15 protein-coding genes are annotated in these 18,434 nt (G+C 67.4%); 6 read left to right on the top strand and 9 right to left on the bottom strand.

What is annotated here, in order from left to right; translation table 11 throughout:
* Window positions 1-39 precede the first annotated feature (39 nt).
* The 3 genes from OG225_RS33495 to OG225_RS33485 are packed head-to-tail and all read right to left on the bottom strand — an operon-like array spanning window position 40 to window position 2,181.
* Window positions 40-801 (bottom strand): AIM24 family protein, encoded by a 762-nt coding sequence (locus OG225_RS33495; protein ID WP_405178817.1) that lies wholly within the window; start codon window positions 799-801, stop codon window positions 40-42.
* A 47-nt stretch (window positions 802-848) separates the two neighbouring features.
* A complete protein-coding gene (locus OG225_RS33490) occupies window positions 849-1,547 on the bottom strand; it encodes an AIM24 family protein (RefSeq protein ID WP_405178816.1) in 699 nt (232 codons plus the stop codon).
* A 10-nt stretch (window positions 1,548-1,557) separates the two neighbouring features.
* Window positions 1,558-2,181, bottom strand: coding sequence for an AIM24 family protein (locus OG225_RS33485; RefSeq protein ID WP_109523043.1), 624 nt, complete (start codon window positions 2,179-2,181; stop codon window positions 1,558-1,560).
* Between the two features lie 252 nt (window positions 2,182-2,433).
* Between OG225_RS33485 and OG225_RS33480 the strand changes: the two genes are divergently transcribed.
* Together OG225_RS33480 and OG225_RS33475 are read left to right on the top strand one after the other, a co-directional pair.
* Window positions 2,434-3,762 carry a TerD family protein gene (locus OG225_RS33480; RefSeq protein WP_405178815.1) on the top strand — a complete coding sequence of 443 codons (1,329 nt, stop codon included), beginning with the start codon at window positions 2,434-2,436 and terminating at the stop codon, window positions 3,760-3,762.
* Between the two features lie 27 nt (window positions 3,763-3,789).
* Window positions 3,790-5,346, top strand: a complete 1,557-nt coding sequence (locus OG225_RS33475; protein WP_405183455.1) for a TerD family protein — start codon at window positions 3,790-3,792, stop codon at window positions 5,344-5,346.
* An 11-nt stretch (window positions 5,347-5,357) separates the two neighbouring features.
* Here the strand turns inward: OG225_RS33475 and OG225_RS33470 are convergent, their stop codons facing one another.
* From OG225_RS33470 to OG225_RS33460, 3 genes are all read right to left on the bottom strand, one after another.
* Window positions 5,358-7,115 (bottom strand): glycosyltransferase family 87 protein, encoded by a 1,758-nt coding sequence (locus OG225_RS33470; RefSeq protein WP_405178814.1) that lies wholly within the window; start codon window positions 7,113-7,115, stop codon window positions 5,358-5,360.
* A gap of 82 nt (window positions 7,116-7,197) precedes the next feature.
* Window positions 7,198-9,348: a transglycosylase domain-containing protein gene (locus OG225_RS33465; protein WP_405183454.1), complete on the bottom strand. Its 2,151-nt coding sequence runs from the start codon at window positions 9,346-9,348 to the stop codon at window positions 7,198-7,200.
* Window positions 9,349-10,224: 876 nt separating this feature from the next.
* On the bottom strand, window positions 10,225-10,644 hold the full coding sequence (locus OG225_RS33460; protein ID WP_109523047.1) for a DUF5318 domain-containing protein: 420 nt from the start codon (window positions 10,642-10,644) through the stop codon (window positions 10,225-10,227).
* A gap of 158 nt (window positions 10,645-10,802) precedes the next feature.
* On the opposite strand from OG225_RS33460, the gene OG225_RS33455 reads away from it, so the two are divergent.
* The 4 genes from OG225_RS33455 to OG225_RS33440 all read left to right on the top strand — a co-directional run bounded on the left by OG225_RS33455 (window position 10,803) and on the right by OG225_RS33440 (window position 14,510).
* Window positions 10,803-11,918, top strand: a complete 1,116-nt coding sequence (locus OG225_RS33455; RefSeq protein ID WP_405178813.1) for a DUF1707 domain-containing protein — start codon at window positions 10,803-10,805, stop codon at window positions 11,916-11,918.
* Window positions 11,905-12,738 (top strand): DUF1707 domain-containing protein, encoded by an 834-nt coding sequence (locus OG225_RS33450; RefSeq protein ID WP_405178812.1) that lies wholly within the window; start codon window positions 11,905-11,907, stop codon window positions 12,736-12,738. The genes OG225_RS33455 and OG225_RS33450 overlap by 14 nt, the downstream gene beginning before the upstream one ends.
* 124 nt (window positions 12,739-12,862) lie before the next feature.
* The gene (locus OG225_RS33445; RefSeq protein WP_109523049.1) at window positions 12,863-13,420 is read left to right on the top strand and encodes a PadR family transcriptional regulator; all 558 of its coding nucleotides are present in this window, start codon (window positions 12,863-12,865) and stop codon (window positions 13,418-13,420) included.
* Window positions 13,413-14,510, top strand: coding sequence for an inositol-3-phosphate synthase (locus tag OG225_RS33440; RefSeq protein WP_405178811.1), 1,098 nt, complete (start codon window positions 13,413-13,415; stop codon window positions 14,508-14,510). The genes OG225_RS33445 and OG225_RS33440 overlap by 8 nt, the downstream gene beginning before the upstream one ends.
* Window positions 14,511-14,815: 305 nt before the next feature.
* Here OG225_RS33440 and OG225_RS33435 read toward each other — a convergent pair whose 3' ends face one another.
* The 3 genes from OG225_RS33435 to OG225_RS33425 form a co-directional block, all read right to left on the bottom strand.
* Window positions 14,816-15,241, bottom strand: a complete 426-nt coding sequence (locus OG225_RS33435; protein ID WP_216918110.1) for a GyrI-like domain-containing protein — start codon at window positions 15,239-15,241, stop codon at window positions 14,816-14,818.
* Between the two features lie 9 nt (window positions 15,242-15,250).
* The gene (locus OG225_RS33430; protein ID WP_405178810.1) at window positions 15,251-15,709 is read right to left on the bottom strand and encodes a GyrI-like domain-containing protein; all 459 of its coding nucleotides are present in this window, start codon (window positions 15,707-15,709) and stop codon (window positions 15,251-15,253) included.
* Between the two features lie 338 nt (window positions 15,710-16,047).
* A complete protein-coding gene (locus OG225_RS33425) occupies window positions 16,048-18,303 on the bottom strand; it encodes a transglycosylase domain-containing protein (protein WP_405178809.1) in 2,256 nt (751 codons plus the stop codon).
* Window positions 18,304-18,434 lie beyond the last annotated feature (131 nt).

Genomic DNA, 18,434 nt, shown 5'->3' with positions numbered 1-18,434 from the left:
GTAGCCGAGTACACCGTGTCGCCGTGCTCGGTGCGGCGGTCAGTACTGCTGTTGCCCCGCGAGCTGCTGGGCGATCACGGACTGGATCCGCTGGAGACCGCCGACGGTCATCCCGCTCTGCAACTGGCCCTCGATCGTGCGGACCAGCACGGAATCGCTCATCACCTTCTCGCTGGACTGGATGAGCACCGTGCCCGCGCCGGTGAAATCGAATTGCCGTTCCTCACCGGAGTTGACGCCCATGCGCGCCGCGCCCGCCGCGAGGAAATCGGTGACCCAGCGCTGGTCGTAGTGATGACTCGGAGACGGGCAGTCGGCCCAGCCGACCAGTGATTCCGGGTCGACTCGCAGCGGCGGTTCGGCGAACATCACCGGGCCGTTGGAGGAGGCGAGGAATTTTCCGGTGCCGATCAGGGTGAGGAAGCCGGGCACGATCGACTGGTTGAGCGACAGACCCGGTTCGAACGCCAACAGATTGGACGCGCGAATCGTGAGGTTGCCTTCTTCGAGATCGTAGGAATTGATGTTGTAGCCGCGGTCGCCGATGATCAGCTTCCCGTGGCCCTCGGCCACGACGTAGTCACCGGTGAACAGCGGCGCGGAGAATTGCTGCGACACCATCTGCAGCAGTCCGCCGTGCAGGCCGTGGGTGAGCATCTGGAAATTGATCTGCCCGTAGTAGGCGATCATCGCGCCCTTGCGCATGAACCACGGCCGGGTCAGGTCGATGCAGTAGGCGTAGTCGTTGCCAGGGACGTTGTCGCTCTCACCGAGATTCGCCGGGCTGAAAACCTGTGCCATCACCGCACCTCGCCGATTCGCCGGATCCTGATTCGCTCAGACATATCTCACAACTTCTCTTCGGAGGCCTGCACGTAGACGACGCCCTGTCCGACGCAATGCAACTGCATCGCCTCGCCGGAGCCCTTGCCGACCGCGTCGCGCCAGCTGAGTGCCGATTTCAGTTCGGTCTGCACATTGCCGTACGCGGCGACGAACGCCTGCGGATCGACCACGATCGGATGCGGGCCGCCCACCTGCAATTCCAGGAAACCGCCGTGGGCGAGCAGGACCGCCGACCCCTGGCCCGCGAGCTGGGTGGTGAACATGCCCTGACCGGTCAGGGTGCCAGCCGCGGCGCCGCGCAGCGCGCCCATGATGCCGCCGCCACCTCCGCCACCACCGCCGGAACTCATCACCGAGACGATCGAACTCTGCAATTGCGCGCTGTTGGCGAGCAGTCGCGACGCCTCGACCCGCAGGGTCGCGCCGGGCTGCATCTGCACCACGTGCACCTCGAGTCCGGCCAGGCCGTAATGCACTTCGCCGTTGCCCTGGGCGAGCATGGTGCGCTCGTGCTCACCGGCCATCATCCGGCCCGCCATCCCCATGATGCCGCCGCCGCCCATCCCCTGCGCGCCCGGAATCTGGTGCGGTGAGAAGGAGATATCGCCGGTGTAGAACAGCATCGCGCCGTTGCGCGCGACGACGCCGCCCGCCATGCCGACGTTGACCTTGACGACTTTTCCGTTGACTTTCTCGAACATGGACCTGCCCCTACCGTTCCGCCGGCTGGATCAACACGACGCCCTGGCCATCCCAGCGCAGCGAGAAAGCCTCGCCCGCGTCCTGGCCGACCACCGTCCGCCACGACACATCGGTGACGAAGGACTGCTGCAGGTTGCCCTGCGCCGCCACGAACGCGTCCGGGTCGACGATCAGCGGGTACTGCGGCGACACTTCGAGGTGGATCAGCGGACCGCCCGCCGACAGCAGCGCGACCTGGCCCTGACCCGACACCGTCGTGGTGAACAGGCCCGCTCCGGTCGACGCGCCGCGCACACCGGCGAAACGCACATCCGTGCGCAGGTTTCCGGCGAAGGCGAGCAGCTGCTGCGATTCGACCTGGAGGGTGTCGCCGTTGATGTTGATCACGGTGACGTCCTGGCCGTTGACGGCGAAGAAGACACGGCCGTTACCGCCGCATTCCATCAGCGACAGTTTCTCGCCGGTCGCGCGCCGCTTCATGCCCGCGAGTACACCGTCGCCGCCGCCGAATCCGGCGCTCTTGAACTGGACGTTTCCTTCATAGGCGATCATCGAGCCGGAGATCGCGCGGATACTTGTTCCGGCGAGGTGCGCCTCGATCACCTTTTTCGACTGTTCGAACAGTTGCGCCATGGGGGAGTCTGCCTGCTGTCTTGTCCGGGAATGTGGGAGTTCTCGCCACTTCCAACTGTTTTCCGCGGGAGGTTCCCGCACCCCGTAGATCGCGCGGGACCGCGCAAATGTGTCCCATCGATCTCTCGTGTGCCGACACACTAACCGATCTCGGCCCGGGAGTCGGGGTCGTGTACGACGCTTACCCGGGTCGCACCGAGTCCGTTTCTCGTAGAGTGGCTACCGAACGCACCGACAAGCGAAGGGTCGACCTTGTCCGCAACACTCGCCAAGGGCCAGAACGGGCCGCTGGCCTCCAATGATGTGGTGATCTCCATCCAGCTGACGGCTCCGGCGGATCTGTCCGCGCTCCTGGTGACCGAGCGGGGCAAGGTCAGAACCGACGCGGATTTCGTGTTCTTCAACCAGCCGAGCGGCCCGGGCGTGGACCTGCAACCCGCACCCGCCGGGCAGTCCGCCTCGCTGGCGGTGTCGCTGAACGCCGTGCCGCAGGACATCGACCAGATCCGCGCGGTGATCACCCTCGACGACCCGTCGAGCAGTTTCGGGCAGTTCGCGCCGCCCACCGCCATCGTCTCCGACGCGGCGGGCAACCGGTTGTACGAGTACCAGATCGGCGGACTCGCGACCGAGTCGATCGTCATCGCGCTCGAGCTGTACCGCCGTCAGGGCACCTGGAAGGTGCGCGCGGTCGGTCAGGGTTACGCGGGGGGATTCGCGGCCCTGGTCACCGACCACGGTGTGAGCGTCGAGGACTCGCCCCAGCCCGCGCAACAACCCGCCGCCCAGCAACCGGTCGCGCCACCGCCCGTCCCGCCGCAGCCGATGGCGCCGCCCACCCAGCAGGCCCCGCAGTACGCGGCGACCGGCGCGTACCCGCCTCCCACCCAGGGCTTCCCGCCGCCGACCCAGGGTTACCCGCCCCCGCCCACTCAGGGTTACCCGCCCCCGCAGCAGGCGGCGCCGCAGCCGACCGGCGAGGTGAGCCTGAGCAAGGACCGGCCGGTCAGCTTGCAGAAGGGGCAGAAGGTCACCCTCCGCAAGGAGGGCGGCACCGCGCTCACCTTCGTCAAGATGGGTCTCGGCTGGGATCCGGTGCAGACCCGCGGCATGTTCGGCAACCGCACCGTCGATATCGATCTCGACGCCTCGGTCATCATGTTCGCCGATATGAACCCCGCCGATTACGCCTACTACGGCCAACTCTCGTCCAAGGACGGGTCGGTCCGGCACCAGGGCGACAATCTCACCGGTGAGGGCGAGGGCGACGACGAGGTGATCCTGGTCGACCTCACCAGGATCCCGGCTCACATCACCACCCTGATATTCATCGTCACCTCCTACAAGGGACATACCTTCGAACAGGTGCAGAACGCGTTCTGCCGCTTGGTCGACGGCGCCAACAACGCCGAGCTGGCCCGATACACCCTCGCGGGCGGTATGCGGTTCACCGCGATGGCGATGGCGAAGGTCTACCGGTCCGGGGGCGACTGGAAGATGCAGGCGCTCGGCGAGGGGTTCCAGGCAAAACATCCCGGCGAGGCGATTCCGCAATTGGGCCGGTTCCTTTCGGCGAACTGAGGCGCGCACGGCAGGGTAGAACAGGTGATGCAGCTCAAGGCGGGCCAGAATTTCGCGCTGTCCGGCGATACCGTTCGATTCAGCGCGGAAGCCGAGGTGGCCCTCGATATCTCGGCGCTGGTGGTGGCGGACAACCTGCGGGTCATCGAGCCCGAGGACTTCGTCTTCTACAACCAGCCGGGCACCTCCGGCGTGAGCCTGTCCGAGGGCGGGGTCACGATCAGCCTCGCCCAGGTGCGTCCGGAGGCCAAGGCGGTGCTGCTCGTGGTCAGCGCCGACCCGGCCGCGCCCGCCGCGCCGGGGCTCGGTCCCGTGGTCGCCACGCTGGCCGAGAACAGCACGGTGACGGCGGAATTCGCGATCACGCCGACGGCGGGGGAGACCGCGCTGATCTGCCTCGAGGTGTATCGGCGCGGCGCGGACTGGAAGGCGCGCGCGGTCGGACAGGGCTATGCGGGCGGGCTGGAGGTCCTGCTCCCCGCGCACGGAGTCGACGTGGACGCCCCCGCCGACGCCCCGCCGACGCCCGCCCGCGACACGCTCTCCGCTCCGCAGGCGGGCGCGCATCCCACCGGGCCCGCGCCGGTCGAAGTGGCGCACGGTTTGGAACGGCTGTGGATGATCTTCGAGGACGCCGCCCGCTCGGCCGCCGCCTTGATCTCGGCCCGCGATTACGCCGCGACCAGGCTCGACAGCGAATTATCCGCCGCGGTGGCCGATCCCGCGACGCGCAACGGACCGGACGCGGTCACCGCCCGCCGGGAGGCGCAGCGCCGCGCCGACGAACTGATCGCGACGGCCGAGAGCAATCATCGGCGCGACGCCGAACATCTCATCCGTGAACTGGCCGAGGCCGACCGCAAACTGCCGCCCGCCCTGGCCTCGTGGACCTCGCCCGCTTGGGACGGTCTACCCGCCCCGAGCGACGGTATCCGTCTCGGCGAGTTGTACGCGATCGAACGCGGACCGTTGCGTGTGCCCTACTGCGTTCCGGTGCCGCTCACCCGGCCGCTGTGGATCGATACCGAGAGTTCGGCGGCGGTCGTTCCCGTCGTCGGCGCACTGCTGGCCCGGCTACTCGTCGCCGATCCCGGCAGGCGAACCAGTATGGATGTCATCGATCTGACCGGCGCTTTCGCGGGACTGCTCACCCCGCTGTCTTCGGTGCTCAACGGGCCGGTCGTCACCGACCACACCGATATCTCACCGCGGCTACAGGCCCTCGCGGATGCCGCAGAACTCGCCGAGATGGCGTACACCAGCGGCAATTTCGTGCCGCCGCAGGTGCATCGGGTGCTGCTCGCCGCCGACTTCCCGCACGGTTACCAGGCCTCCGACGCGGTACGTATCGGTTCCCTGATCACCAGGGGCGATCTGATCGGGCTGTCCATCGTGATCGTCGGCAGCGACGAATCCGAATCCGGCGAGAGCGCGGTCTCCCTCCTGTCGCAATCCTGTCGGCACCTGCCGACGATCGACGACACGCCCCTGTTCGATCCGTGGACGTCGAGCGCCTGGCAACTCGAACTCGACCTGCTGCCACGCGATCCCGCGCACCGGGCCCGCCTGCTGCGCGCCGACTGACCGGAACGAGTTCAGCGGCGGACGCGCGAATCCTCGTATCGGTCACCGATCCGGCTCGGCCGCAGCAGCGCCGGAAGCCACGGGCGCGGCGGATCGGGCAGCCGATCCAGGATTCCGCCCACCGGGTCGTCGACACCGTCGCGGCGGACGAGATCCTCGTCGGGCCGGTAGATCTGGCGGACGATGACCGCGCACACGGCGATGACGGCCAGGTCGCGCAGGATCACCGTGCCGGTGAACCACTGCTCCGGCACGCCTTTCCGGTCCAGGCCCAGGTAGTAGAACATGCGCGGAACCCAGACCAGCGCGTCGATCGTCATCCAGGCCAGCAGGATGCGCCGGTGCGGCAGGGCGAGCACGGCCACCGGGACCAGCCACAGCGAATACTGCGGGCTCCACACCTTGTTCGTCAGCAGGAACGCGGCGATCACCAGGAAGCACAGTTGGGCCAGGCGGGGACGTCGCGGCGCGGTGAGCGCGATATAGCCGATGATCAGGCAGGCCACCACGAACAGCAGCAGTGAGACCAGATTGAGGATCGTCGGCGCGACACCGTGGGGCAGATAGCCGTCGAAACCCTGCCACCCCGTGAACGAGGTGATGACGTTGTAGATCGAATCCGGATCGGCGTGCCTGGTGGTGTTGAGCCGGAAGAATTCGCGCCAGCCGTCCGGGAAGAGCACGGCGATGGGCAGATTCACCGCGATCCAGGTGCCCGCCGCGGCCGCGATCGTCGTCGCCGCCGCGCCGAGCGGACGCAGGGCGAGCAGTTCGATGCGCGTCGGGATCCGGCGTATCCAGTCCATCAGCGCCGAGGGGCTGTCGATATCGCGGATCCGCGGCAGACCCGAACCGTAGCCGGGCACCCGGTACATCGGGTCCGTGCGCAGGGCCAGCACGAGGATCGGGCCGAGCAGCAGCAGCGGATAGAGTTTCGCGGCGCCCCCGAGGCCGAGCAGTACCCCGGCCAGCACCGGCCGTCTGCGCGCCCAGGCCAGCAGGCCGGTCGCGGCGAGCGCCGTCGCGATCGCGTCGAAATTGGTGAAGGCGTGCACGAGGACCAGCGGTGAACAGGCGATGAGCGCGGCGTCCCAGATCCGGCGTCCGGCGAGCATGGCCGAGGCCCACACCGTGACCAGCCACGCCAGCGCCAGCCCGACGGCGATCACGTTGAAGTAGATGACCACCTGGAGCGCGCCGGGCAGCGGCGTGCTGTCCCACGCCTTGGCGATCTGCATGCCGACATACTGGTAGAGCCCCGAAAGCACCGGATACTCCATGTATCTGGTCTCGGTGCCGCCGTCGGGGGTGTCCTCGGTCCACTGTTTCTTGTAGGGGAAGGCGCCCTCGTCCAGGCGCTCCGCGCCGTAGAGCGGGACGGTGTCGGAGTAGCACATGGCGACGTACTGTCTGCCGTTGTGCCAGTCCAGGGTGGGTTTACCGTCGGGACCGTCGGTCTGCTGGATACAGCCCGCCTTACTCGCCCAGCCGAGCGCGAGGAAGATCAGCGTGAACACGAACAGCACCCGCAACGGCGTCCAGATCCTGACCCGCCCGATGAGCGCGTGGTCACCGACCGGACCGCCGACCACCGTCGACAGTTGCGAGGTCAGGGAATCGTTGCGGCTCGGTTTGTCCCTGTCATCCGCCGAGCGCAGGTCCGGCGCGAGCGGCGCGGGTGAAACCGAACGTGTCCCGCCGCCGGGCCCCCCGCTGGACAGCGGCGCGATCGCGCTGCTCCGCTCATCCACCACTTGCTGATCGGTCACGGTATTCGAGGGTAGTTGGCCCTGTGCGAAAGGGCCGAAGCCGACTCGTTCGTCGGCTCCGGCCCTTTCCGTGATTCGGAGGCTAGCGGCTCCTGGTCGGCACGGGTTTCGGGGACTCGTCCTCGTTGTCGCTGTTACCGGGTCTGGATCCCGTGGTGGGTTGGGCTCCACTGCTCGGTGCGACCGGCTGGCCCGGCAGCGGGCCGGGATCATCCTGTTTCGGCTGTTGCTGCTGGCTCTGCGGATTCGGCTGGACGCCCGGTACCGGAATCGTGATGCCGGGCAGGATCTCGACCTGGGTCGGCGCGACCACTACCGGCGGCACGAAGGAGGGCACCGTCGTCGACGGCGGCGTGTAGGCCGCACTCCACTCCGGCACACCGGACTGGCCCTTGATCGGAGCGGGTTTGGGAAAGGACTCGTTCGCGGTGCCAGCGAGCGCCCCGTCCATGGTGGCCTTCCAGATATCCGACGGAAGGCTCGAACCGTAGATCATCGCGCCGCCGTAGTTGCGCAACGGTGAGTTGTCGACGCTGCCGACCCAGACGGCGGTGGACAGCGACGGGGTGTACCCGACCATCCAGGCGTCCTTGTTCTCGCCGGTGTCGAGCAGCTGCGCGGTACCGGTCTTGGAGGCCGACTCGCGTCCGCCCGCGAGCCCGTGATTGCGCGAATAGCCCGCGATGGGCTTCATCGCGGCGGTCGCGTTGTCCGCGACGGCCGCGGCGACCCGCTGCTCACCGGCCACGTCGCCGCGGTCGAAGAGAACCTGGCCGTCGGCGGTCACCACCTTCTGCACGAAATGGGGTGCGTGGTACATGCCGGACGCCGCCAGAGTGGCGTACGCCGAGGCCATGTCGAGCGGCCTGGCCTGGTACTGACCGAGCACGATGCCGTTGTTCGGTCCGGAACCGTCGGGTTCGGTGAGGGTCTTGCCGACGCCGGGAAGAGTCTCCGGGATCCCGAGCTTGTGGCCCATGTCGGCGATTTTCTGCGGACCGTTGCCCATATCGAGCTGCATCCGGTAGAAGCTGGTGTTCAGCGACCGCTTCAGCGCCTCGGCGATGGTGCAGGTGCCGCACTGTTCGCCCTCGACATTGGTGATCTTGATGCCGTTGACCGTGACCGGCGAGCTGTCGTACATCTGCGACAACGGAACGCCCTGTTCCAGATTCGCCGCGAGACCGATCACCTTGAACGACGATCCGGTCTGCAATGCGGCATTGGCGAAGTCGTAGCCCTGGCCGTCGTTGCCCCCGTAGTAGGCGCGCACGGCGCCCGTCTTCGGATCGATCGACACCGCCGCGGCGCGCAGCTGCTCCGGCTCGCCCTCCATGGTCGAGGTCGCCGCCTCGACGGCGGCCTGCTGGGCCTTGGGGTCGATGGTGGTGGTGATCTGCAAGCCCTCGGTATTGAGCGCCTTCTCGCTGATACCCGCCGCGGCGAGTTCCTCGAGCACCTGGTTCTTGATCAGGCCCTCGGGGCCGGAGTCGAGGGTTTTGTCCTGGGTGGCGGCGACCGGAAGCACAGCCGGGTACTGCATGCTCTGCCGTTCGGCGGCCGCCAGATTGCCGCCGTCGACCATGCCGTCGAGCACATAGCTCCAGCGCGTCTTGGCGCCTTCCGGGTTCTTCTCCGGATCCAGCAGCGACGGCAGCTGAATGGTCGCGGCGAGGACGGCGCCCTCGGCCGGGTTCAATTCCTGCACCGGCTTACCGAAGTAGGCCTTGGCCGCCGCATCGATGCCGTAGGCGCCGCGACCGAAATAGATGGTGTTGAGATAGGCCGTGAGGATCTCGTCCTTACTCCACTGCCTGGCCATCTTCGCCGAGACGACCAACTCGTGCAGTTTTCGGCTGAGCGAGCGCTCGTCGCCGACCAGAGCGTTCTTCACGTACTGCTGGGTGATGGTCGAACCACCGCCCGCGCTCTCCTTGCCGAGCAGGTTGTCGCGCGCGGCGCGGGCGAAGCCGGTGGCCGAGAAGCCGGGGTTGGTGTAGAAATCACGGTCCTCGGCGGCGATCACCGCGTTGCGCACATGCGGCGGGATCTGCTCGATGGTGACGTCGGTGCGGTTGCCCTGCGGCGGCACCACCTTGCTGAGCACGGTCGAGCCGTCGCTGGCGTAGATCAGCGCGACCTGGTTGGTCTTCAGATCGCCGGGTTTCGGTACCGAGACCGTGGTGTAGGCGACGATCGCGACCGTGCTCACCGACAGGATGACGACCGCCATCAGCGCGTAGATGGTGCGGCGAATCGTCTTCCACGGGATCTTGCGCTTCTGTCCGGGGGCACGGCCGTCGGTGTCGTCACCGCCGCCGCGCCGAGGCGGCGGACCCGAAGGCGGTCCGCCCGCGGTAGCGCGCCGTTCTCCGGTGGTGCCGCCGGTGCCGTTGGGCCGCCTCGCGCCGGGACGGCCGTCGACGGCGGGCCTGGAGCCGGTGGCGGGACGAGCGCCGGGGGCGGGGCGCTCGGCGGAGGTCGGCCGGGGACCGGTGACCGGTCCGCCGCGCCGCTCGCGTTCGGCGACCGCTTCGCTCAGCGACGCGGGCCGAGGACCACCCTGACGGGGGCTCGCGGGGTCGCCGGGGTGCTGGGCGCGTCCCGGCGCGGGCTGACCGGGCCGGACGATCTTCTGGGTCGCCTGCGGATTGCCCTGACCGGGTTGCGGCCGGGGCTGGGGCCGCTGGTTCGGCGGGGGAACCGGCCGCTGCGGGGGCTGCTGACCACGGGGTGGCGGCGTGCCGTGCGGCGGCGGTGAGCCCCGGGGCGGGGGTGGCGGTGCGCCGTTGGGGCCGCCACGGGGCGCGCCACCGGGGCGCGGACCGCCGGGAGGCGGCGGCGGGCGGTACCCGGGCGGCGGCGTCGCACGCTGCGGGTCGGGACGCTGCGGGTCGGGGGATCCGGGATGTGAACTTCGCTGAGCACGGCCGCCGTGCGGTTCATCGCCGTAGGGGGAAGTCTCGTAGGGCGAATTCACTGACAAGATCTCCATAACTCGTATCGGACTGCGGGACAGGGCGCGGTCGTTGACATCGCGGGGACGGAGACACGGGGGCTCCGCATGTCATCCAGGTGGCAGATGACCATGCACACTATTCGGCGCACACTATTCGGCGACAGTACGCCGGTTGGTCCGGGTACCGGTACGCCGCCGTGTCGGCGTCGGGGCTGTTCCGAGTACATAGGACTGCACGAGATGATTCCAGCTGCAGCTCCGGCACACCTCGACGACGTGCACGGAGAACTCCTCGCGGCTCTCGGCCAGGCGAACCAGTTCCTCGGGCGTACGGGCCGAGCCCGCCATCTGACCGAGGCCGTCGCCGTAGACCCAGGAAACCAGCGTGAGCTGTTCTTTCCTGCAGATTGGGCACGTGACCTCGCTCCCCCGACCGTGGAACTTCGCCGCACGCAACAGGTAGGGATTCGCATCACATACCTCGGCGACGTCGACCCGGCCCGCATAGACGTCAGCCAGCAGCGACCGACGCCGAAGCGCGTAGTCGACGACCTGCCGCTGAATTCGCACGAGAACCAGAGTAGCCGTGTCTGATTGGCGGCGCTGGCGCGCGGCGGTTCCCGAGCGCCGCTCGCGAGGACCGCCGGTGATACCGCGCGCGGGCGATGCTCCGACGAGAACATACTCATCGCCGCGCTGACCGGGCCACCGCCGTTTACGATGCACCCGTGTCCACCACCGCTTCAGGGCGCATGCGAGCGCGTGACCTCGACCGCTCCACGGTGTCCAGCGTGCTGGACGCCGCCTACGCGGAAGGGCAACTCGGCGCGGGCGAGTATCACGACCGCACGGCGCGCGCCGCGTCGGCCAAGACACTCGGTGAACTCGACGCCCTGGTCGCCGACCTGCAATCGCCAACGGCGGTAACCGATCTCACGTCGCGGCGGGCGGGCGCCTCGCGTGACACCCGAACGACGAGTTGGCGCAACGCGCTGATCGGCAGACGGTCGTCCAGTGGTTACCCCGGCCACACCCGGGCCCGTGAGATCGATCGCGCCGCGACGGTGCGCGCCCTTGACGACGCGCGCGCCGAAGGACAGCTCACCGCGGACGAACACTCGGCGCTCACCGAACTCGCCGCCGAGGCGAGAACGCTCGGTGATCTGGCCGAACTGGTAGACGATCTCCAGCGCCGCGCCGACGCCCCGCTCCCGCCGAGTCCGCCGCGCTCATATCGGAGCACCGTGTTGAACGCCACCCTCGGGGTACTCGCGGTGTTGGCCGCGATAGCGGGTTTCGCGGTCACCGGAGGCGAGGATCGCCCGCCCGTCGCGCAGGCGAGCGTGCCTCTCGACCTGTCGGCGGTGGAACCGCTGGTCATAGCCACGCCCAAGCTCACGACCGCCGAGGGGATGACGCTGTTCCGTGAGCGCTATCGCGCCAAGTTCGGCGACACGATCGTCGATGAGGTGTGGTTCCACGAGGATTACGCCTCGGTGAAGCGCGTGGCTCCCGACGGCGCGCAGTGGGCGGTCGGCTACGACTATCGCGGCGGATTCCAACCGGCGCCGGGGCCCGTCCTTTCCACCCGCGAACGCGACAGGGTGCCCGTCGATCTGGCCACCGTCGATTTCGAGGCCATCGGCAAGGTGGCGGCCACCGCGCCGGTGACGACGAAAGTCCCACAGGGCGTCGTCTCGACTGTTTCCATCGATGTCCCCGACTCGGGTTCGTTCGGCGGCAGGCCGGTCGCGGAGGTCAATGTGCGCAACGAGCGCTCGCAATACGGCGACGTGCAGGTTTCGATTACCGGTGAAGTACTGAAGGTGCGTGAGGTCCGATGAATTCGCCGGTGACGAACGAAGCGGTGCGGTGATGGCGTCGACGACCTCCCGGGTGCGGGCGCGCGACGACGACCGCGCCGATGTCTGCGGCCTGATCGACGCCGCCCTGGCCGACGGCCAGTTGAGTTCGGACGAACACGCCGCGCGCACCGCGGCCGCGATGAAGGCCGAATATTTCGGTGAACTGGACAAACTCACCTGGGATCTCCAGATTCCCGGCGCGTTCGCCGACACACCGGTGGTGCGCGGCGGTGTGCGCAGGCGCGCGCGCTGGTGGATTCCGGTCGGGGTCCTGCTCGTCGCCGCGCTGCTCGGTATGGCCGCGGGCTGTGTCGGCTCCGCGGCCGACAAGGTCTCCGGGCCGCCGCTGCCGGATCTGACGACCGGGGCGGGCCAGGCCTATTTCCTCGATCGATATCGGGCGGAATTCGGCGACACCGTCGCCGACGACTTCACGATCTACCCCGGCTACGCGCTGTTCCACAGAAGTACCGACAACCCGCTGAAATCGCAGTACTACCATTTCGACGGCGATTTCGACGAGTTCGGTTCCGAATCCGCGCGCAAGCCGACCACCCCGACCGTCGACTTCGGCACCGTGAACCTGCCCGTTCTGGCTCGGCTGCTGGCCGGTGCCGTCGACACGCTGAAGGTCCCGAATGGGCGTATCAGCCATATGAGTCTCCAGTTGCCATCCGGCTCGGAACCGGACGCGGCGCCCCTGGTGTCGATCTACGTCCGGAACGAGGCGCAGGACTCCGGTTCCATGGAGATCACCTTCGACGGCGAAGTGCTCGAAGTCAGCCCACTCCGCAAATAGACGGCCGTAACCAGCGGAAACGCTACTTATATCGGACACGACTGTGCATAGATGTATCGGCGCGATATAGTTTGTCATCGCATCCATTGGTTAGGTCTGGACACACGTCAGGGGGTGAAGCCCGATGCTCGAGTTGGCAATCCTCGGGCTGCTCCTCGAATCGCCCATGCACGGATACGAGCTGCGCAAGCGGCTGACCGGTCTGCTCGGGGCATTTCGGGCCTTCTCGTACGGTTCGCTCTATCCCACCCTGCGTCGCATGCAGGCGGACGGGCTCATCGCCGAGGAACTTCCCGCGGGCGCGGTCACCCGCCGCGCCAGGCGGGTGTACGACCTGACCCCGGTTGGCCGGGAGCGGTTCCAGGAACTGCTCGCCGACACCGGACCGCAGAACTACACCGACGACGGCTTCGGCGTTCATCTCGCCTTCTTCGGCCGCACCCCCGCCGAGGCGCGGATGCGGATTCTCGAAGGCAGACGCAGGCAGGTCGAGGAACGCCGAGAGGGATTGCGTGAGGCGATCAAGCGGGCCAGCGGCTCGCTCGACCGCTACACACGCCAGCTCCACCAGCTCGGTCTGGAATCAAGCGAGCGCGAAGTGCGCTGGCTCAACGAGTTGATTGCGGCGGAGCAGTCAACGAAGGCGGCACCACAGAAAGAGGGAAACATCGGCCATGACTGACACCAATACGGCTGGTAACGCCACCGAAGTACGCGTGGCCATCGTAGGCGTTGGCAACTGCGCCTCCTCCCTGGTCCAGGGCGTGAAGTACTACCACGACGCGGACGAGACCGCGGCCGTGCCCGGTCTGATGCACGTGAAATTCGGCCGGTACCACGTCCGCGACGTCAAATTCGTCGCCGCGTTCGACGTGGACGCCAAGAAGGTCGGCTTCGACCTCGCCGAAGCGATCTTCGCGAGCGAGAACAACACCATCAAGATCTCCGACGTGCCGCCCACCGACGTCGTCGTGCAGCGCGGTCCGACCCTCGACGGCATCGGCAAGTACTACGCCGAGACCATCGAACTGTCCGAGGCCGAGCCGGTCGACGTCGTCAAGATCCTGAAGGACGCGAAGGTCGACGTCCTGGTCTCCTACCTGCCGGTGGGTTCGGAAGAAGCCGACAAGTTCTACGCGCAGTGCGCCATCGACGCGGGCGTCGCCTTCGTCAACGCGCTGCCCGTCTTCATCGCCTCCGACCCGGTCTGGGCGCAGAAATTCGTCGACGCGGGCATCCCGATCGTCGGCGACGACATCAAGAGCCAGGTCGGCGCTACCATCACCCACCGCGTGATGGCCAAACTGTTCGAAGACCGCGGCGTGCAGCTCGACCGCACCATGCAGCTCAACGTCGGCGGCAACATGGACTTCAAGAACATGCTCGAGCGCGAGCGCCTGGAGTCGAAGAAGATCTCCAAGACCCAGGCCGTCACCAGCAACCTGAAGAAGGAACTGGGCGCCAACGACGTGCACATCGGCCCGTCCGACCACGTGGGCTGGCTCGACGACCGCAAATGGGCCTACGTGCGCCTGGAAGGCCGCGCCTTCGGCGACGTGCCGCTGAGCCTGGAATACAAGCTCGAGGTGTGGGACTCGCCGAACTCTGCGGGCATCATCATCGACGCCGTGCGCGCGGCGAAGATCGCCCTCGACCGCGGCATCGGCGGACCGGTCATCCCGGCATCGGCGTACCTGATGAAGTCCCCGCCGAAGCAGCTGGCCGACGACGTGGCCCGCGAACAGCTCGAGGCCTTCATAATCGGCGCTTGATTTTTGGCGGCCCGGGGGCCGCGGGAGCTGTGATTTTGGCGGCCCGGGGGCCGCGGGTTCGCGGCCCTTCTTGTCTCGCGTCCGAGCGGTCGATACTCGCGACTTCGTCGCATTGTCTCGACCGCTCGGACGCGAGACGGCCGCGAACGGGGCGCTCGTAGGGCTCGCGCCGTGGGGGTGGGGTGGGTGTGAATGGGTTCTTGTGGGTTGGGCCTCGCGTCGGGGTCTGCTCGCTTGCGAATACGGAAACGGCCGGAGGATATGTCCTCCGGCCGTTTCCGTATTCTTTTGTGTCGTGGGGCTTTTCAGTCCAGGGAGACGTATACCTCGACCGAGGTGGGGCCGGTGTAGCGCTCCAACTCGGCGGTGTGGGAGCGGGTGATGATGCCCGCGCTCTCGGCTTTCGCGACCTGGGCCCAGGCGGTGCGGAGCAGGTCGTAGGGCTTGTCGGAGACAACGAATTTCGCGTAGCGGCCCTGGGGGATGCGGGTCATGACGTCGCCGGCGTCCATTTCGTCGATATCGGCGATCTCGTAGCCGAGTACGGCGACGGCGTGGTCGTTCTGGGCGATGTAGGCGGCCACCCGTGAGACGTCTTTCTCCCTGGCCAGGTAGCGATCCCAGGTGAAGTTCACCAGGTCCAGATCGCGCGCGGCCACCTCGCGGCCGGACAGCGGGATGGTGAGTCCGGCGACCAGGCTCTCGTCCAACGTGACGATCTCGAAATCCACAGTCCGTTCCTACCCGTCACTCGGTTCGACTGCCACCGCGACGAAAACCTCCGCGGTGCGGGCATCGGGATAATGTTCCCAATCGCCGGTATAGGTGCGGACGATGCGGCCTGCCGCTTCCGCGTCCCACACCGCCCGCCAGATGCTGACGATGGTGTCGCCGAGATTGTCGCCGCTGGCGACGAAACGGGCGAAACGTCCCGCGGGCACCCGCGCGAGAACGTCACCGGGCAGCAGGTCGGCCACGCTGTGACAGCGGTAGCCGACGATATGCGTCAGATACGAATTGATCTCCGGCGCATGGTCGACGTACGCGCTGGTCGGTGGTCCCGGTAGGCGACCCGCCAGAACGCGCTTCCATGCTTCCTCGACCTTCGCGCGGCGCGGGCCTTCGACCGCGAGCGCCGGGCTGCGCAGCACCACGCCCGCCACCAGCGTCTCGGGTTGGTCAACGACATTGAAATCCACCGGCGTAGCCCCTATTTCTAGTCTGTCTTCACTATGCGGCGCTGCCGGGCCCATCGTGGCCGCGCAGGCAGATCGCCTCCGGCCCGTCGCTCGCGCCTGATATTCAATTCGCGGCAGTCGGCGGGCCGAATCGCGTTCGCCGCGTTGTCGTCGCTCGAGCGCATATCTTCCCGCATCGGTCTCTCGGTCTCGCCATCGGGCCGAATTCCGTTCGGCGCCGATACGCCCACTCTGACAAACGATGCTGCCATGTCCCGCGTTCCCGGTGGGCGTCGTAGGTCACAAGATCGACACTAGATGGCACGGTCGAGTGATTATCGCGCCGGGGCGGCGTGTATTTATCGCCCTCCGGGCACGTTCAGCCCGGGGAAGATCTCCGTTGGGCGGGGTTGCTCGGCGCCGGGCGGGATGATCACCGGCGGTGCGGGCTTAGTGGTCTGCGGCGGATTCAGGATGTCGTACGGGCCGCCCGAGGGTTTGCCGGGATCGATGAGTCCGGGCGTCGCACCGCCTGGGACATCGAGTGTCGGAAATTGTTCTATCGGTGTTCCCTCCAATGCCGCGTCCATCATCTGTTTCCAGATATCGGCGGGTAATCCGGAACCGTAGATATCACCGCCACGAACCGTGCGAATTGCTTGTGATTGTTCCGAACCGACCCAGACGGCGGTGGACAACGACGGCGTGAAACCGATCATCCACGCGTCCTTGTTCGAATCGGATTCACCGAGTTGTGTGGTACCGGTCTTGGCGCCGGACGGGCGTCCCGCGGCCAGTCCGTGGCCGTTGGAGTAGGTGGCGATCGGGAGCATGGCCTGCGCGGTGTTGTCGGCGACCGCGCGGGGGATGCGCTGTTCACCCGGCGGCATCTGCTCGCCCACCCTGGTCTCCTCGGCGCCGCGATCGAGCAGCACGCGACCGTCCCCGGTGACGACGCGCTGGACGAAATAGGGCCGGTGATAGATGCCCGACGCCGCGATGGTGGCGTAGGCCGATGCCATGTCGATCGGACGAACCAGGTACTGCCCCAGCACTATTCCGTTGAGCGGGCGACCGCCGTCCTCGGTGAGGGTCTTACCGGCGACGCCGGGTATCTCCTCGGGGATGCCCGCTTGGTGCGCGGCGTCGGCGATCGCCTTCGGCCCGTCGAACATCATCATGGTCAGCCGGTAGAAACTGGTGTTGAGCGACCGTTTCAGTGCCTCCGCCACGGTGCATTTACCGCAGTACTCACCGTCGACGTTGGTGATCTGGGTGCCGCGGTCGGTGACCGGCGCGCTGTCGATGACCCGGCTCAACGGAATGCTCTGCTGCTGGGCCGCGATGGCCGCGAAAACCTTGAAGGCGGAACCGGTTTGCAGCGGAGCCTGCGCGAAGTCGTAGCCGAAGCCGTCCGGCCCACCGTAGTACGCGCGCACCGCGCCCGAACGCGGATCGATCGAGACCACCGCCCCGCGCAGGTGCGGCGGCTGGTTGTCGAGCCGATCGCTGATCGCGCCGAGCGCGGCCTGCTGGGCCTTGGGGTCGATGGTGGTGGTGATCTGGAGCGCGCCGGTGTTCAGTTCGCGCTCACTGATCCCGGACTCACGCAATTCGCGCACGACCTGGGTGCGGATCAGGCCTTCCGGACCGCGCGATTCGGTGTCGTTCGGCAGATCGGCGATCGGCACGATAGCCGGGAAGACCGTCGCGTCGCGATCACCCGGCGCGAGCACCCCCATCTCCACCATGCCGTCGACGACGTAGTGCCACCGCGTCTTCAGTTCCGGCAGATGGGTTTCCGGATCGAGTATCGACGGGGTACGCAGCACCGCGGCGAGCACCGCGCCCTCGGCCAGAGTCAGTTCCGCGGGCGGCTTGGCGAAATACGCCTGCGACGCGGCGGCGATCCCATAGGAGCCGCGACCGTAGTAGACGGTGTCGAGGTACGCGGCGAGGATGTCGTCCTTACTCCACTGCCGCGCCATCTTGGCCGCGATGATCAGTTCCCGCATCTTGCGGGTGAGCGTGCGTTCCGACCCGAGGAACGCGTTCTTCACATACTGCTGGGTGATGGTCGAACCGCCGCCCGCGTTGTCGTGCCCCGCGATGTTGTCGCGAACCGCCCGCAGGAATCCCGAGGTCGAGTATCCGGGATTGGTATAGAAATCCCTGTCCTCGGCCGACAGCACCGCGTCCCGCACCGGCTGCGGTACCTGCGCCAGCGGCACCGGAGTCCGATTCCCTTCCGGCGGAACCACCTTCGCGATCACCGTGGTCCCGTCCGCCGCGAGAACGGTGGCGATCTGGTTACTCTGCACCGCCTCCGGATCGGGAATCTCCGCACTCCAGTACACGAGGACGAACAGCAACGAAGGCGCCGCGACGAAGAGAATGAACAACGCCAGGCATAGTCGCCGAAACCGTTCCCCCCGCGTCCGCCGCTTCGGCGGAACATCCTCGGTCGCGACCCCACCCCCGGGCGACTCCGCCACGCCCCCAGCGTTTTCCGCCCGCCTCTCCCGAGTCCCCCTGAACCCCGCTATCGAGGTATAGGGAACCTCCCCGGGCTCCTCCGCATCACCACGTCCGCGCTTCTTCCCGAACGAGCTCACGATCCTCTCCTCCCGGAGCGCAGCAGAACCCACCTGCGGTCGATACGGACATCATCGATCGTCCACACAGAGCCTGCCCCGGACTCTACCCGCGCCACCCTCCCCCGCGAAGAACACGCCCCCACCGGTGT

It is taken from the genome of Nocardia sp. NBC_01377 (genome assembly GCF_045040005.1).
GTDB lineage: Bacteria > Actinomycetota > Actinomycetes > Mycobacteriales > Mycobacteriaceae > Nocardia > Nocardia noduli.
This window is presented reverse-complemented; position numbering and strand designations above follow the sequence as displayed.

What these genes read in the sequence shown, in the direction of transcription:
- OG225_RS33495 (WP_405178817.1), bottom strand. Translation starts at nt 801, where the DNA reads ATGGCACAGGTTTTCAGCCCGGCGAATCTCGGTGAGAGCGACAACGTC.
- OG225_RS33490 (WP_405178816.1), bottom strand. Translation starts at nt 1,547, where the DNA reads ATGTTCGAGAAAGTCAACGGAAAAGTCGTCAAGGTCAACGTCGGCATG.
- OG225_RS33485 (WP_109523043.1), bottom strand. Translation starts at nt 2,181, where the DNA reads ATGGCGCAACTGTTCGAACAGTCGAAAAAGGTGATCGAGGCGCACCTC.
- OG225_RS33475 (WP_405183455.1), top strand. Translation starts at nt 3,790, where the DNA reads ATGCAGCTCAAGGCGGGCCAGAATTTCGCGCTGTCCGGCGATACCGTT.
- OG225_RS33465 (WP_405183454.1), bottom strand. Translation starts at nt 9,348, where the DNA reads ATGGCGGTCGTCATCCTGTCGGTGAGCACGGTCGCGATCGTCGCCTAC.
- OG225_RS33445 (WP_109523049.1), top strand. Translation starts at nt 12,863, where the DNA reads ATGCTCGAGTTGGCAATCCTCGGGCTGCTCCTCGAATCGCCCATGCAC.
- OG225_RS33440 (WP_405178811.1), top strand. Translation starts at nt 13,413, where the DNA reads ATGACTGACACCAATACGGCTGGTAACGCCACCGAAGTACGCGTGGCC.